General features: G+C 41.6%; 16 protein-coding genes and 1 tRNA gene. 13 read left to right on the top strand and 4 right to left on the bottom strand.

Features of this window, described 5'->3' with window-relative positions; translation table 11 throughout:
- Positions 1 to 88: 88 nt before the first annotated feature.
- Positions 89 to 448 (bottom strand): VOC family protein, encoded by a 360-nt coding sequence (locus H6G86_RS22740; RefSeq protein WP_190936212.1) that lies wholly within the window; start codon positions 446 to 448, stop codon positions 89 to 91.
- 449 nt (positions 449 to 897) lie between these two features.
- Between H6G86_RS22740 and H6G86_RS22745 the strand changes: the two genes are divergently transcribed.
- The 5 genes from H6G86_RS22745 (at position 898) to H6G86_RS22765 (ending at position 3959) form a co-directional block, all read left to right on the top strand.
- On the top strand, positions 898 to 1362 hold the full coding sequence (locus H6G86_RS22745; RefSeq protein ID WP_174712249.1) for a CYTH domain-containing protein: 465 nt from the start codon (positions 898 to 900) through the stop codon (positions 1360 to 1362).
- 545 nt (positions 1363 to 1907) lie between these two features.
- Entirely contained in the window at positions 1908 to 2039 is a 132-nt protein-coding gene (locus tag H6G86_RS39635) for a hypothetical protein (RefSeq protein ID WP_277883657.1), read from the top strand.
- Positions 2040 to 2270: 231 nt separating this feature from the next.
- Positions 2271 to 2513, top strand: a complete 243-nt coding sequence (locus tag H6G86_RS38850) for a MetQ/NlpA family ABC transporter substrate-binding protein (protein ID WP_313931375.1) — start codon at positions 2271 to 2273, stop codon at positions 2511 to 2513.
- Between the two features lie 113 nt (positions 2514 to 2626).
- Entirely contained in the window at positions 2627 to 2833 is a 207-nt protein-coding gene (locus H6G86_RS22760) for a hypothetical protein (protein WP_190936213.1), read from the top strand.
- Positions 2834 to 2891: 58 nt separating this feature from the next.
- Complete coding sequence (locus H6G86_RS22765; protein WP_190936214.1) at positions 2892 to 3959, top strand: NADH:flavin oxidoreductase/NADH oxidase; 1068 nt, start codon at positions 2892 to 2894, stop codon at positions 3957 to 3959.
- A gap of 362 nt (positions 3960 to 4321) precedes the next feature.
- On the opposite strand, the gene mazG is transcribed toward H6G86_RS22765, so the two are convergent.
- Both mazG and H6G86_RS22775 read right to left on the bottom strand, forming a co-directional pair.
- A complete protein-coding gene (gene mazG / locus H6G86_RS22770; protein WP_190936215.1) occupies positions 4322 to 5143 on the bottom strand; it encodes a nucleoside triphosphate pyrophosphohydrolase in 822 nt (273 codons plus the stop codon).
- A 3-nt stretch (positions 5144 to 5146) separates the two neighbouring features.
- Positions 5147 to 5767 carry a metal-binding protein gene (locus tag H6G86_RS22775; protein ID WP_190936216.1) on the bottom strand — a complete coding sequence of 207 codons (621 nt, stop codon included), beginning with the start codon at positions 5765 to 5767 and terminating at the stop codon, positions 5147 to 5149.
- A 142-nt stretch (positions 5768 to 5909) separates the two neighbouring features.
- On the opposite strand from H6G86_RS22775, the gene H6G86_RS22780 reads away from it, so the two are divergent.
- The 7 genes from H6G86_RS22780 to H6G86_RS22810 all read left to right on the top strand — a co-directional run bounded on the left by H6G86_RS22780 (position 5910) and on the right by H6G86_RS22810 (position 10092).
- Positions 5910 to 5982, top strand: a tRNA-Val gene (locus H6G86_RS22780).
- 290 nt (positions 5983 to 6272) lie between these two features.
- Positions 6273 to 6905, top strand: a complete 633-nt coding sequence (locus H6G86_RS22785; RefSeq protein ID WP_190936217.1) for a bifunctional 4-hydroxy-2-oxoglutarate aldolase/2-dehydro-3-deoxy-phosphogluconate aldolase — start codon at positions 6273 to 6275, stop codon at positions 6903 to 6905.
- A gap of 112 nt (positions 6906 to 7017) precedes the next feature.
- Positions 7018 to 7533, top strand: coding sequence for a L,D-transpeptidase (locus tag H6G86_RS22790; RefSeq protein ID WP_190936218.1), 516 nt, complete (start codon positions 7018 to 7020; stop codon positions 7531 to 7533).
- A 531-nt stretch (positions 7534 to 8064) separates the two neighbouring features.
- Positions 8065 to 8604, top strand: coding sequence for a L,D-transpeptidase (locus H6G86_RS22795; RefSeq protein ID WP_190936219.1), 540 nt, complete (start codon positions 8065 to 8067; stop codon positions 8602 to 8604).
- Positions 8605 to 8728: 124 nt separating this feature from the next.
- Positions 8729 to 9292: a Uma2 family endonuclease gene (locus H6G86_RS22800; RefSeq protein WP_190936220.1), complete on the top strand. Its 564-nt coding sequence runs from the start codon at positions 8729 to 8731 to the stop codon at positions 9290 to 9292.
- Between the two features lie 130 nt (positions 9293 to 9422).
- Entirely contained in the window at positions 9423 to 9713 is a 291-nt protein-coding gene (locus tag H6G86_RS22805; RefSeq protein ID WP_190936221.1) for a type II toxin-antitoxin system prevent-host-death family antitoxin, read from the top strand.
- The gene (locus H6G86_RS22810) at positions 9688 to 10092 is read left to right on the top strand and encodes a type II toxin-antitoxin system VapC family toxin (protein ID WP_228057977.1); all 405 of its coding nucleotides are present in this window, start codon (positions 9688 to 9690) and stop codon (positions 10090 to 10092) included. Before H6G86_RS22805 ends, H6G86_RS22810 begins: the two co-directional genes overlap by 26 nt.
- A gap of 12 nt (positions 10093 to 10104) precedes the next feature.
- Here the strand turns inward: H6G86_RS22810 and H6G86_RS22815 are convergent, their stop codons facing one another.
- Positions 10105 to 11703 carry an Hsp70 family protein gene (locus H6G86_RS22815; protein ID WP_190936222.1) on the bottom strand — a complete coding sequence of 533 codons (1599 nt, stop codon included), beginning with the start codon at positions 11701 to 11703 and terminating at the stop codon, positions 10105 to 10107.
- Positions 11704 to 12575: 872 nt separating this feature from the next.
- Between H6G86_RS22815 and H6G86_RS22820 the strand changes: the two genes are divergently transcribed.
- On the top strand, positions 12576 to 12779 hold the full coding sequence (locus H6G86_RS22820) for a hypothetical protein (protein ID WP_190936223.1): 204 nt from the start codon (positions 12576 to 12578) through the stop codon (positions 12777 to 12779).
- Positions 12780 to 12838 lie beyond the last annotated feature (59 nt).

The following is a 12838-nucleotide window of genomic DNA, read 5'->3' on the forward strand; positions in this document are numbered from 1 at the left end:
GGGAAAAAGAAGGCAAATCGTGCAACGTGTCGTAGACAAGGCAGAAGTTCTTGAATTTTTAATTTTTAATTTTTAATTGATTTCCCCCTCACTCCTGACTTAACTCAATAATATTTCCATCAGGATCTTGAGTGAATAGGGCAGGGCGACCGGAAGCGCTGGGTTGAATGGGATAATTATGATCGAGCAACTCTTGTTTTGCAGCGTCCAAGTTAGCAACCGAGAAAGCGACGTGAGGGTTGCGTCCCCATTTTTCGTTGGGGTTTTCGGTAGGGACAGTAGGTGCAACTATTAGGTGAATCTGATAGTTACCGACTTGATACCATGCACCAGCGTATTTTAGGGAACGATCTATTTTGGATAATCCCAACACTTTGCCATAAAATTGTTCAGAGCGTTCTAAGTCAGTCACAAGAATTGCTGTATGGAGACTTTGGGTAATCTGCATTGTCGGTAAGTGCGATCGCGTTTATCTAAATTTTGACGTACTTTGAACCCTTGCAGAGTACTTATTCTCCACCTCTAGTAGGGCTTGACCAACATATTTTAAAGTCAGATAAGGGTGTATTACAGTCAGAGTATGCGGTTGAAAAATTTGACAGACCTGAATCCTGACAGCAGTTGACTAGTAGTCTGCCAACCCAAAAATGCTGCGTGATGGCTGGGGAAAGGGGAAGGGGTAAGGGGTAAGGGATTTGAAACCTTTCCCCCCGCCCCTTATCCCCAGAGGGGACCCCACCTTCCCCTTTACCCTTTACCCCGCCAAGTCACGAAAGCGAACTACTAGTGGGAGACGCTGAATTAGAAGATAGTCATCGTGCAAATGAGCGATCGCATGGATTTTTTTTAAATAACTCAGCTTGTTTCTAGACAAAAGCAAATAATCAGGTAACTAAAATGGCGAAAGAAATAGAGCGGAAATTTTTAGTGAAAGGAGATAGCTGGAGAGGATTAGTTGAAGGTAGTGTATATCGTCAAGGATACATTGCCACACAAGACAAAGCGGCTGTACGCATACGTATAGTAGGGGAAAAGAGTTATTTGACTATAAAAGGCCCCAGTATAAAATATTCGAGATTAGAGTTTGAGTATCCTATTCCTGTTGAAGATGCTCAAGAAATGCTTGAGGCATTATGTGAACGTCCCTTTATAGAAAAAATCAGATATAAAATCCAATCGGGTGGTTTGATTTGGGAAATAGATGAGTTTGATGGTGTTAATAAAGGATTAATTTTGGCAGAAGTTGAACTGAATGATGAAAATCAACAAATTGAACTACCAAGTTGGATTGGACAAGAAGTTTCTGATGATTCCAGATATTTCAACAGCAATTTAGTAAAACACCCTTTTTCACAATGGTAATGGCAAAAATATTGGGAACATCCCAATTTGGACAGCGAACTGCTGGTCAATTTCTCGGCATCGACTACAGTCAAAGTCACCCTTTTTAAGGGGAAAGGTTAGCGCCTTTTCGGAGCGTCTTGTAGAGAAGGGGTCTCCCCCATGAGCAGGTGGCATGGGTTTAGAAGGATCTAGAACTTTTGATACCGACAAGGAGACTTTTAAAACATCCTCTAACGCATTTGACGCAGAATCTGTTGTTTTAACCATTGAGGACAAGAATCATACTTGTTCTTTATTTTTTTAAAAAAGTTTTTGCCACAGACTTAACCCTCTGAAGGCGTAATATTAATAAATTTTAATATCTCTTGTTTTTTAGCACAATCTATGTAAACCTCATAAATATATACTACGTTAAATTGGTCGAATTACCGTAGAATAAGCAGCAAATTATCTGAGTTAGCCAATAAACTCAAAATTTAGTGCCAAATAAACTTTTAGCCTCTATTACAAGGGTTCTTGAAAGCTATGTCTGAGCCATTCCCGTTTATGGCAACTGCGGCATAATGAACCACCCTCTTGAACCTCGTGATGCCAGTTACTCACGAGCTAAGGATCTGCTCCAGTTGGCTGAACAGTGCGGGTTTACTACAACTTTGATAGCAGAACACATTCTTAATGCCAGAAATCAACTCTGAAGATATTAGTTTGTAAATACTCAACTAGCACCTAAAGAAAGATTAGAGGTAAAATTTGTTACTTTTAATGATTAGATACAACCGAATACAGCTTTAAGAGACAAAGTAATGGATGCCAATTTTTTCAACATTGGTCTTTCATGAATAATACTGTCAAGGAACTCACAATCAATTTAGTGGCATTAAATATAGTTTTATTAAGCACACTCGGTCTTTTCTGGAAAGTCTTAAATCTGCGAAGGAGTCCAATTAGGTCGAGCTATTAATGATGTAGACTTAATTGTTTCTTCGGCTCAAACTGTTGCTTTAGCAGCAATAAAACTGCAATCTACAGGACAGGAGACAGCTAAAGATAAAAAGTATGCCTTGGCATTAGTCTCATTGCAAGGTCGAGAAAAGGAACCCAAAACTCAGAAACTAAACAAGCTACTTAACTATCCACAAGTGAGGGATTTTATTAATAACCAATATTAGAGGCAAATAGTACATGTATTTTAAATGCAAATTAAGAATGAAAAATTATTACTTCGTCTTTCAAAATCAGGAGTTACTAAACTTAAACTGTGACATTACTGGAGAATAAACTTATGTTTTATGGACAAATTGAAAGAGAATGTTTATATGGAGAAAATTGGACAGTTTCGCAAAAAGCTAAATTACCAGATCATCTACAGTTATTAGTGGATCAAGAAGAAGTAGAATATGATATTTGGGAATTGCAGAGCCAAGAGCCTAATGATAAGCCGATTTATCCAAATATTAACCAGGCTTCTACTGCACCACAGCGTAAATAAACCAGCAATTCCACATGAATGAAACGCTTCTGATTAGCAAGAGAAGGAATCAATATTAATGGCACATCTGTTTGAACCATTCAAGATTCGTGAAGTTACCTTCCGGAACCGCATCGCCGTTTCACCCATGTGTCAATATTCCAGTACAAATGGATATGCTAATGATTGGCACGTTATTCATTTAGCTTCTCGCGCAGTAGGCGGCGCAGGTATAGTGTTCACAGAAGCAGCAGCGATAGAACCGCGTGGGCGCATTAGCCCGCAAGATTTAGGAATCTGGTCAGATGCACATATAGAAACTTTAGCCAAAACTGTGGCATTGATTCATAACTTTGGCGCTGTTGCAGGGATTCAACTTGCTCATGCAGGTAGAAAGGCCAGCACTGCCAAACCCAGTAAGGGAGGGAAAACGCTGGATGAATCTCAGGAAGGTTGGCGGCCCTTAGTTTCGAGTAGTGCGATCGCTTTTAGCCAAGATAGTCCAGTTCCAGAAGCCCTAAGTCTTGAGGGAATTCAGGAAGTTATTGATGCTTTTGTCCAAGGTACTAAACGTTCTCTGCAAGCTGGTTTTAAGATAGTAGAAATTCATGCTGCTCACGGTTATCTACTCCACCAATTTCTTTCACCGCTTGCTAACCAACGTCAAGATGATTATGGTGGTAGCTTTGAAAATCGGATTCGTCTGCTCATAGAAGTTGTTCAAGCAGTTCGAGAGGTTTGGCCCCAGACAAATCCACTCTGGGTACGTATTTCTGCTACCGATTGGGTAGATGGGGGTTGGGACATTGAGCAAAGTATCGCTTTAAGTGACAAACTTAAGTCTCTAGGAGTTGATCTCATTGATACTTCATCAGGGGGAATTATACCAGGTGTCAAGATACCAATTCAACCTGGTTATCAGACTCAGTTTGCTGAACGCATCCGCCGCGAAGCCAATATCCATACAGGAGCCGTAGGTTTAATTACAGCTCCTGAACACGCTGACGAGATTATTCGCACAGAAGTAGCCGATATAGTGTTGTTAGGACGTGAACTACTCCGCAATCCTTATTGGCCGCATCTGGCAGCTAAACAGTTAGGACACGATAAACTCTGGCCTGTTCAATACGATCGAGCTTGGCTATGATGTCGCTTATATTTACAGCAGTTTTCATGTATTTGAACCACACCCGTCGTAGTAGAGGCGTAAGGTCTTCCGCCCCCAATACGGTTCGGATAAGGTTTTTTGATGACACGCCCTAGATCACAAAGACGCGATAAATCGCCGTCTTTACAATAATCAGTCCTTTGTAGAGACGGCGATTTATCGCACCTCTTGCCCTAACCGAATCGTATTGCCTACCCTATCCTATGGTCTATTTACCTGAAAATCGCTGTAATTTACTATTTGGCGGTAGGGGGAATTCATAAATGCCCAATAGAACTACGAAGTCCTGGAGGCTGTTCCCGATGAATTGGGAAGCCCCGTCCGTCTTACGGCGGGGTAGTTCACGAGCCTTCTTTGGCAAGTTGGGCTTTTGCCTGTTCCCACAAATTTTCTAGCTCATCCAAACTGTAATCAGAAAGGGGGCGAGCGACAACTGCCTCCATTTTTTCTAATCGCTGGACAAATCGCTGATTTGTACCTTGCAAACCAGCACTAGGGTCAAGATTATGCCAACGGGCTAGCTGAATAACTGCAAAGAGTAAATCGCCTAATTCTGCTTGTTGTCGCGCTGGTGTTTCCTCAGCTAAAGCCTGTTGAAATTCCCCCAATTCTTCATGAAACTTATCCCAAACGCCCTGAATATTTTCCCATTCAAACCCAATAGCAGCAGCCTTTTGAGAAATCTTCATCGCTGCTGTCAACGGGGGAAGGGTGCGCCCATAACGACCGAGTTTAGCACTAAGTTTTTGCGCCTCTGGGGATGGTTCGCCTTTTTCCTGCGCTTTGATTTGTTCCCAATTTTGCCGCACCTCATCCACACTGGCTACTGACACATCACCAAACACATGAGGATGACGGCGAATCAACTTTTGAGAAAGCCCCTGAGTTATTTCTTTGAGAGAAAATTGTCCCGATTCGCTAGCGATTTGGGCTTGCAATACTACCTGTAATAATAAATCGCCTAATTCTTCTGCGATCGCCTTCTGATCCCCACTCTTAATTGCATCCACTACCTCATAAGCTTCTTCAATCACATAAGGCGTAAGCGTTTCGGCAGTTTGCGCCAAATCCCACGGACAACCACCATCAGGCGATCGCAATTTCGCCACCACCTCAATCAATTCCTGCAAAGCTGCCAAAGTCTCAACTTTGTCATTTGTCATTTGTCATTTGTCCTTTGTCGTTCTGCCGTTGCTCTTTCTGGTAACTGTAGCTCGACGAGTACCGCGACTTGTAACTTTCCGCTTCTTCATTTTGCCACTAGGAAGCAACCCCCGAACCCCCTGCTTTCGCACGCGCTTGTATGCCGAACCACTCCAATCGCTCAGAGAATGGCTCATCGCACCAAGTTCCAACCCTAAAAACAGGGCGACATATTCAGTATCATATTGCAGGAGCGATCGCCCTACAGTTTGTCCCAAATCTTGCCAAGTAAAACTTAGATTCCATAATCTTTGGGCAATTGCCAAAACCAAAATTGCCAAGATAGCTAGCAAACACCCTAGATAAAGTATCCGCAGAATCGTGCCAATAATCGGCCCGTGGGATAAAAAAGAACGATGCCGCAGACTTTTTTGATAAGGTAGCCAAATCCAGCGCAAGAAACCCCAGCGTTGAAATTGCACAGAGTAAATATCCAAATCGGGGCCAAACATCAGCCCTCCAAATAGAAACCCGCCTGCAACCAACAAAGTCGCATTGCTACTGCGAGTCTGCCAGAAAGTAATGCCCGCCACCAACGGCAGAGCATACATAGTAATGCGATCGTGCGTCCGACCAGAGGGCATCTTAATCCTGTTAGCGATAGCGGGGCGTTGAGCCAGTGCTGAGTAACTTAATACTGAGCCAGTATAAGAGAAAAAAAGATTTTCCCAAAACTACTAGCGCAATGCAAAATCTTCTGCTATATTAGTTAAGGATTGGTCAAAAGGGCGGTTAGCTCAGTTGGTAGAGCGCCTGCCTTACAAGCAGGATGTCATCAGTTCGAGTCTGGTACTGCCCATTAAATTAATTAAGGCTAGAGACAGCTTAGATGCAGTTTCTAGCCTTTTTTAGACGATTCACAATTCTTAATTAGCTAGCTACTATTGACCCATCTTGCATATCTTCAGAATAGAGAGTACTTGCTCTTGCAGATAGGGTTAGGTCTGTATTGGATTCATGGGACTTCCAGAAAATAAATTATCCAGTAGTTACGGGGTTAAGCCTAATGCGCCGCCTAAAGAGAACAGGTGCGTTATGCTGTCGCGCCAACACATTTGGAATGTCCCTAATCCCTAATTCCCAGTCAAAATGCCTAATGAAATTTGGTTATCACAATTGCAAAAACATCGTGCGATCGCAGTTATCCGCGCCCCTAAACTTGAAGTGGGACAGGAAATGGCAATGGCTGTAGCATCTGGGGGAATGCAGCTGATTGAGATTACCTGGAATAGCGATCGCGCTGGAGAATTAATTAGTCAACTACGCTCAAAATTACCTGCTTGTACTATTGGCACTGGTACATTATTCAATGTGCAACAGCTACAAGAAGCGATCGCATCTGGGGCGCAATTCCTCTTCACACCCCACGTTGACTCAGCAATGATTCAAGCAGCACAAGAAAAAGATATACCTATCATCCCAGGAGCGTTGACTCCTACAGAAATTGTTACCGCTTGGAGTCAGGGCGCTAGTTGTGTAAAAGTGTTTCCCGTACAAGCAGTGGGAGGAGCTGATTACATTAAAAGTTTGCAAGGGCCACTAAGTCAGATTCCCTTAATTCCTACAGGCGGTGTGACTCTGGAAAATGCTAAAGAATTTTTGCAAGCCGGAGCGATCGCTGTCGGTTTGAGCGGTGAATTATTTCCCAAAAAGCTTGTCACAGAGGGAAATTGGCAAGCGATCGCATCTAGGGCAAAAAACCTCATACAACAGTTAGGTTAAATTAGAATCAAATTATTAAAAATTCACGTCTATTAAATTAATAGATAGGGAATAAAAGTGAAACCTGATAAGTTTCTCAAGACTTCATGATTTGAGTGTGAGTGTATCTAAAATGAAAAAACTGATTTATCCTGACTGGGTGCATCGCTTAAAAATACTGCTTACTGGTACAGCACTGTCTTTAAGTGTTTTTACTACTACTGGAACGAGTGAAGTTTGGGCAAATTCTAAAGATCAAGTAATTGCCCAAAAAATTCAGACATTACAACAATCAGATCAGCGCTGGATTCAAATTGACCTTTCAAAGCAACGATTAATAGCTTGGGAAGGTGACAGAGTGGTTTATGGAAGTGCTATTTCCTCTGGCAAAAAAGCTACTCCCACTCTTGTTGGTACTTTTAAAATTCAATCCAAGTTTAAAACTACGCGAATGCAGGGAGAAAACTATAATGTTCCCAATGTTCCTTATGCGATGTTTTACCAAGGTAGCTACGGTATTCACGGAGCTTACTGGCATAAAAAATTTGGCACTCCAGTAAGCCACGGCTGTGTGAATATCGCACCCAAACATGCAAAATGGCTATTTCAGTGGGCATCAGTAGGGACACCAATAGTCATCCAGAAATAGCAGGTGAACCAGCCAAAAGGCAATCTATGAAAAATAATTAATAACAACAAATCAAGACAATTAAGTGATTCCCAGCAAGATTTTATGCTGGGAATCTTCGGAGTCGTAATTACTGAATTTGAAATAAAATATATAAAAGGGGATTCAGACCAATTTTGGATTTTAAATTTGGTATTTAGGACAAAAAGTCCTTTCCTAAATTTGGTATTATCCAGTTTGCCCCAAAGAAATAAGCGTAAATCCTGACAATTACTGTGTGAAACTACAAATGCAAATATTAATTCCGGGAAAATTTGCATTGACGCATTTAAATTACAGATTTTTTTTGTAAAAGTTGTTATTAGTCATTAATAAATGACAAATGACCAATGACTAATTAGATGCGGATTAGTTTAGGACTGGTTTGGAAAAGCATTAGCGGATGAATTGCGTAAATCCTTCACAGCAAATTAGTAATTACCCTGGAAATTTGTAGTTTCCAGAAAATTACTTCACTTCATGATTTTTGCGTACTTTAGAAGGTGAGGCATAATGCAATCCTGGATTCGTAGTGGTGGGATTCGTTCTTCCAAAACTTTTTGTACAGGTGTGGCGCTGATGGTGGTGGCTTTATTTTCTTGGTCAGCACCGTTAGCAGGCGATCGCCACTCTGATACAGCGATCGGTGCGTCAGTAGATGAAAATGGCATCACTGAGTCTAATATCAGCCAAACATCCCAACCTCGCTTGATTGAAATTGACTTGTCAGAACAACGGTTACGTGCATGGGAAGGCAAAAAACTTGTTTATTCATACCGTATTTCTGGAGGGAAGCGATCAACTCCCACACCCATAGGTAGATTTCGGATTAATTCTAAGTATCGCACTCATCGGATGCGAGGCAGGGGCTACAATATTCCTGATGTTCCTTACACGATGTATTTTTACAGAGGCTACGCCATCCACGGCGCTTACTGGCATAATCGTTTTGGCACTCCAGTCAGCCACGGTTGCGTAAATTTACCTGTTAAGCAAGCACGCAATGTTTACAATTGGGCTAGCTATGGGACTTTAGTAGTGGTGCATAAATAATTCGTAATTCGTAATTAAGAGTTGCAATTCTGCCTTTGATATATGGACGGGTGCGTTCACGAGTTAAGCACCTGTCTATACATATTGCTAAACTAAAAACACATCTTCGAAGTATTTAGGAGCTATGAGCTACCCAACTACTAAACTACTTACCCTGGATGAGTTTCTGAAGCTCCCAGAAACAAAGCCTGCAAGTGAATATATTAACGGTGAGATTATTCCTAAGCCAATGCCGAAAGGGAAGCATAGTCGATTGCAGCTAAGACTCTGCAATACTATTAACGAAGTAGCAGAAAGCCAAAAAATTGCTTATGCATTTCCAGAGTTGCGTTGTAGCTTTGATATGCGCTCAATTGTCCCTGATGTAGCGGTTTTTAACTGGTCACGAATTCCATTTGATGTTGATGGGGAAGTTCCCAACGATTTTTTGTTGTGGCCAGATTGGACAATTGAAATACTCTCTCCAGAACAGAGTTCAAACCGAGTAATTGGCAACATTCTTTACTGCTTACAACATGGTTGTCGATTAGGGTGGTTAATTGATCCAACAGATCGCTCAATTTTGGTTTTCCGTTCGGGCCAACAACCAGTATTACTCCAGGGAGAAGATTTTTTGCCTGTATTACCAGAAATTCAACTTGCACTAACCGTCAATCAAGTTTTTGGATGGTTAAAGATGGGTGGCTAGAAATAACTCGCCTCGAATGAGAAGAAGCGTAGGCGTAGCTCGTCGTGGACATTGCTCCATAGTAAATACCAAATTATAGACATAAATCATGTCTATAATAGACATGATCGTGAAGAAAAGAGGTAAGAGAATGAACTGGAGAATTGCAGAAGCGAAACAGAGGTTCTCCGAACTGATTCATGCTGTCACAAAGGAACCGCAACTCATCTACAACCGAAATGAACTGGTGGCTGTTGTTGTTGAAGCTGAGATATTTGAGGAGTTCTTGACATGGCGCAAGCAGCACGAAAAGATTTCTCTAGCTGATGTTTTCAAAGAACTACGCCAGATAGTTGTTGAAGAAGATTATATCCTCGAAGTACCCACCCGCCAAGACCGTCTTAACCCTTTCGCTGATGCCATCGATGACTTTTCTCTGTGACACTAACATTATCAGCGAATTAGTAAGACTCCAACCTAACTCTGGTGTACAGAAATGGGCAGAAAGAGTTTCCTCTATAGTTTTGAGTGCGATCACCGTTGAAGAAATATTTTACGGATTGACATTCAAGCCCAACCCTAGAATTCAAATATGGTTCGAGAGCTTTTTAGAAAATAACTGTCAAGTATTGCCTATCACGATTGAAATTGCCAAGCGCTCCGGTGAATTGCGAGGTCAACTAAGATTAAGTGGGAAAACACATACCCAAGCAGATATGATGATTGCTGCTACTGCTCAAATTCATCAATTGACTTTAGTAACGCGCAACATCCGGGATTTTGATGGCTGCGGTATCCCACTTTTAAATCCTTTTAGTTAAACGCGCAATAGTTTAGCTCAACTGTGCCACAAGTTGATTTTCCAAAAGCGTGTCATTGGTTAACAAGTCTTCGACGGTGATTCGCAAAAAGCGTTGCTCATCAACTTGAAAGAGAATTTTGATGCGATCGCTTCCAGGATATCCGGCTGGTGTCAGTTGAGCAATTGTCCTTGCGCCTTCTTGATCGTTGAGAGGCTTGACGCTGGTTTCAGTATTTTCCAGACGGCGAGTAATTAAGCGATCGCCATCAAAATAAACTTCGGTACTACCCGTATCTGCTCCCAATTCTCCCATAATCAATTCAATGCTGGGCTGATTTTCTAAAGAAGCACCTAAGACTAATTCCACTGGTTGACTCATTGGATATGCCTGTCCAGCTTTAATTAAAGAATGCCATTTGTGGCGCTGATTGCGGCGATCCCAGTAGCGGATACCATAACTATGATATAGAAAGTCTTTGATTTGTATCCCTTGTGCTAACTGTAAAGCACCTTGAGCGATCGCTTCAAATGGACGTTCGCAACGGATTTTTTCTGGCTCAAAATACTGTTTTATCCATGTCTGCACTGCTGGTAATTGCACTGTTCCACCAACTAACAAAACGGCATTAATATCAGGAAGTTCTATCCCTTGGCGCTTTGCTTGCTGCAACAGTGTCGTCATCGACTCATCCAATAACTCAAAAAATGCGTGTTCTTTGAGGATATTATCAAAAGTGTCGCGGTTTAATTCCAATTCATAACTTTCAAATGTTTCATCATCAAAATAAACTTCACTAGCTTGGTTTTGGGTTGATAGCTGAATTTTTACTCGTTCTGCCAATCGTGTTGTCAAGGGACTTACCGCCAACTCTTGAGTTTTGGCAAAGTAATCTACCAACCAATTATCAATATCAGTACCGCCTAGATTTTGCCCAGCTTTCGCCAGGACACGGGCAGTTTTAACTTTTTGTTTTGAATCTTCAGCCAGAGACTTATTACCCCACTTGAGGAGAAATCCCAACGGCTTTGTAGTTGCTTGCACGCCTTGATCCAACCGCACAAGGGACAAATCTAAAGTACCGCCGCCGAAGTCAATCACCAAAAGAATTTCTTGATCTGCTAAACCATAACCCAAGGCTGCGGCTGTGGGTTCATCCAGCATTCGCACCTGTTCAACGGGGAGGGATTGGCAAACGTTTCCCAACCAGTGACGATAAGCTTCAAAGCTGTCTACGGGTACAGTTAACACGAGAGAATCTAACCCACCTTGTAGGGGCGCTAGTTCTTCAATTACTTTGGTGAGGAACCATTGTCCTACTTGTTCAAAGGTGACAATTTGCCCATCTAATTCGGGTAAGAAACCTTGGATATCTGCACCAATACCGCGCTTGAAGCTGCGGAAAAATCGCGTTTCGCCTTTGAGGTCAAGACCGCGATCGCGTACTTGTTGCCCGACTAAGACTTGATTTTGACTTGCGTCTTCAACATAAACCAAGCTGGGAATCAGTGGCGGATTAAGACTTTGTTTAATTGATAAACCTGGTAGAGTCAGGGTTTCTGGCTGCTGGGTTACAGGGTTCCAACGAGCAATGACTGTGTTGCTAGTACCAAAATCGATTGCGATCGCCATATTTTATATTTATTATCTCGCACGAAGATGCCAAAGCTGCTTTATTTGTGATTATTCTCTATAAGTTACCAAGAATGCAAATGCGTCCAGATGCTTGCTTTTTTGCATCCCAAGCCAGATATCGATTCAGTCCGTTGCAACGAAGTGTTAGCACAGTTAGACAATTGGCTTGTCAGAAAGCCTGAAAATCATTGGCTGTAAATGTATAAAAGGAGCAATAAACTAAACAGCAGGCTTTATCATGGGATATTTACTGGTAGTTCCTATTCTAATAAGTGGTTAATGACAAAACCTATACCAGTTCACAGGGACTACCTACTTCTCTTCAATATTTTGATTAATTTCTATTGCTTTTAACACGTTCTACTACTTCTCAAAACAAAGCTTCAATTCCTGAAACTAATACTATATCTACTTTCTAGCTTTTCATTCTTTTGTTAAGAAAGATGTGACTAATACATAGCCCTTTCACCTTTAACCTTTGGCATAGTCAAAAGATAGAGTGTAAGTTATGTCTTTGGATTTATGAATCTTTAATAAATAATCCTTATAGTCGAGTGATTAGGTGGAAATCATCTAAATAAGTAAGCCAGGACGAACGCACGGAGTTTCTGAAATCCATGCTGGATAAGGATCTGAATTTAAAAATAGGCTAATTTATAAAACGCCCAAACCCTTGCTAGTGAAGAAGGCAGGAAGCAGGAGATTGGAATTTAGATGAGGCTGCAACCCCATCTAATTCCGATTCACCAAATCGGATATTTTGGTGGGGGACTTAAACCCTTGCTGCCTCTCTTATGCCAGGATTCTTATACTTTAAATGCGTTTGTCCTAATTTCCGTTTTAGCCAGAATCTCGACTCTTAATAAACCATGATAGTTATCGAAGACCTTGAATTGTTCACTCAAATTTCTGTTGAAGAATCCGCTACTATTAATGGCGCTGGACTCTTAACCGCTGCCGCGTATATTACCCTAGCAACTCTGTTAAACATTCCGGATGATATAAAAATAAATACGGCATTACTGTTTGCAATTAACTCGCAGCCACCCCCTGGTGCTTTCCCCAGTCCATAATCAGTCTTTTGTTTCACGTCAACTTGTTTCCCTCAGTGGATAGAGTAGACACGACCACT

The organism is Nostoc sp. FACHB-133 (genome assembly GCF_014698055.1).
GTDB lineage: Bacteria > Cyanobacteriota > Cyanobacteriia > Cyanobacteriales > Nostocaceae > Nostoc.

Bases quoted from the DNA above. Each gene is read 5' to 3' on its own strand.
- H6G86_RS22740 (WP_190936212.1), bottom strand. From the start codon at position 448: ATGCAGATTACCCAAAGTCTCCATACAGCAATTCTTGTGACTGACTTA.
- H6G86_RS22745 (WP_174712249.1), top strand. From the start codon at position 898: ATGGCGAAAGAAATAGAGCGGAAATTTTTAGTGAAAGGAGATAGCTGG.
- H6G86_RS39635 (WP_277883657.1), top strand. From the start codon at position 1,908: ATGAACCACCCTCTTGAACCTCGTGATGCCAGTTACTCACGAGCTAAG.
- H6G86_RS22760 (WP_190936213.1), top strand. From the start codon at position 2,627: ATGTTTTATGGACAAATTGAAAGAGAATGTTTATATGGAGAAAATTGG.
- H6G86_RS22765 (WP_190936214.1), top strand. From the start codon at position 2,892: ATGGCACATCTGTTTGAACCATTCAAGATTCGTGAAGTTACCTTCCGG.
- mazG (WP_190936215.1), bottom strand. From the start codon at position 5,143: ATGACAAATGACAAAGTTGAGACTTTGGCAGCTTTGCAGGAATTGATT.
- H6G86_RS22775 (WP_190936216.1), bottom strand. From the start codon at position 5,767: ATGCCCTCTGGTCGGACGCACGATCGCATTACTATGTATGCTCTGCCG.
- H6G86_RS22785 (WP_190936217.1), top strand. From the start codon at position 6,273: ATGCCTAATGAAATTTGGTTATCACAATTGCAAAAACATCGTGCGATC.
- H6G86_RS22790 (WP_190936218.1), top strand. From the start codon at position 7,018: ATGAAAAAACTGATTTATCCTGACTGGGTGCATCGCTTAAAAATACTG.
- H6G86_RS22795 (WP_190936219.1), top strand. From the start codon at position 8,065: ATGCAATCCTGGATTCGTAGTGGTGGGATTCGTTCTTCCAAAACTTTT.
- H6G86_RS22800 (WP_190936220.1), top strand. From the start codon at position 8,729: ATGAGCTACCCAACTACTAAACTACTTACCCTGGATGAGTTTCTGAAG.
- H6G86_RS22805 (WP_190936221.1), top strand. From the start codon at position 9,423: ATGAACTGGAGAATTGCAGAAGCGAAACAGAGGTTCTCCGAACTGATT.
- H6G86_RS22810 (WP_228057977.1), top strand. From the start codon at position 9,688: ATGCCATCGATGACTTTTCTCTGTGACACTAACATTATCAGCGAATTA.
- H6G86_RS22815 (WP_190936222.1), bottom strand. From the start codon at position 11,703: ATGGCGATCGCAATCGATTTTGGTACTAGCAACACAGTCATTGCTCGT.
- H6G86_RS22820 (WP_190936223.1), top strand. From the start codon at position 12,576: ATGATAGTTATCGAAGACCTTGAATTGTTCACTCAAATTTCTGTTGAA.